This window comes from Neptunicoccus sediminis, assembly GCF_001719615.1.
Lineage (GTDB): Bacteria > Pseudomonadota > Alphaproteobacteria > Rhodobacterales > Rhodobacteraceae > Amylibacter > Amylibacter sediminis.
In genome coordinates, this window is sequence record NZ_MDVX01000022.1 from 1 (window position 1) to 1,214 (window position 1,214).

General features: G+C 61.0%; 2 protein-coding genes. One reads left to right on the top strand and one right to left on the bottom strand.

Annotated elements, in window-relative coordinates; genetic code table 11:
• Window positions 1-116: 116 nt before the first annotated feature.
• Window positions 117-263, bottom strand: a complete 147-nt coding sequence (locus BFV97_RS18885) for a hypothetical protein (RefSeq protein WP_172827928.1) — start codon at window positions 261-263, stop codon at window positions 117-119.
• An 11-nt stretch (window positions 264-274) separates the two neighbouring features.
• Between BFV97_RS18885 and BFV97_RS16990 the strand changes: the two genes are divergently transcribed.
• Window positions 275-1,214, top strand: a 940-nt coding sequence (locus BFV97_RS16990; protein ID WP_172827929.1) for a type IV secretory system conjugative DNA transfer family protein, incomplete at its 3' end; no start/stop codon positions are given.

Genomic DNA, 1,214 nt, shown 5'->3' on the forward strand with positions numbered 1-1,214 from the left:
AAATCCCATGTCTATCACTCCATATCTCCCTGAACAAATTCGTCAGGGCAATGTGTTCACATGGGTCAATTCTCAGTGAAAATTTTGTAGGCTACCGGGTCACTTCTCAACGGAAATCAACAGCCAAGGTCTATCTGCAATCCGATGCCGCCACGGCCAACACAGAGGCCTTGCGCCAAGTGGTCGATGATCTGGCTGACACCGAATACGAAAAACACCGCGCGACAGACGTGGATGGCGAGACCGAGCGGGGTCAGGTCCATTGAGCGCCGCCATGGGAAAAGCGCGGATCGCAACAGGGATCTTTCTGGTAACGCTGGTGACCGGGGCCATGGGTTATACCATCGCCTCGGCGGTGCTGACCTACCAGGATCTCGGCTTCGGGGCCGAGATCGACTTTGCCTATATCGCGCAGAACTATCTGGCGATCCGCGATCGCCGCCCGGAGGACGCGCAACTTATTCACCTGATCATCGGCAGCTTTGCCGCCGCCGGCCTGATGCTGAGCCTCGCCCTTTCGGGGTCCGCCCTGACACGCTTTGGCCAGACCCATTGGCAGAGTGCGCGCGAGATGAAGGCCAATGGCTTCTTCGGCGCGCCCGGGACCGGGTTCATCCTCGGCAAGCTGGGGCCGCCGGGCTCCCGCGCCAATTACATTTGCTCCAAGGTCTTCCCCCACGCGCTGATTGTGGCCCCCACGGGCCGTGGCAAGACCACGGGCTTTGTCATTCCGAATCTGCTGACCTGGCAAGGCTCCGCCGTAACGCTCGATGTGAAGGGCGAGTGTTTCGAGGCCACGGCCCGGCATCGCGCAGCCCAAGGCGACAAGGTCTATCGCTTTGCCCCCACCGATTGGGAGGGCAAGCGCACCCATCGTTACAACCCGCTCTTGCGCATTTTTGAGCTGAAAGATCCCGCGCGCCAGCAGATGGAACTGCAGCTTCTGGCGACGCTGTTCCTGCAGAGCGATAATGACCGCGTGCAGGGCCTCCTCAAAGGCGGGATCGATCTCTTCGTGGCGGCAGGGCTCTTGGCCTTCCAGCGCAAGCGCCCGACCTTGGGCGAGATCTACCGCATCGCGGCCTCGGGTGGGAACAAGCAGAAGGAATACTTCGCGCGGGGGCACGAGGTCGACAACAGGGCCGCCAAGCTGATCTTCACGCGGCTGGCGTCGACCAACAACGACACGCTGACCTCTTACGTCTCGCTCCTGA

What these genes read in the sequence shown, in the direction of transcription:
- BFV97_RS18885 (WP_172827928.1), bottom strand. Translation starts at nt 263, where the DNA reads ATGGACCTGACCCCGCTCGGTCTCGCCATCCACGTCTGTCGCGCGGTG.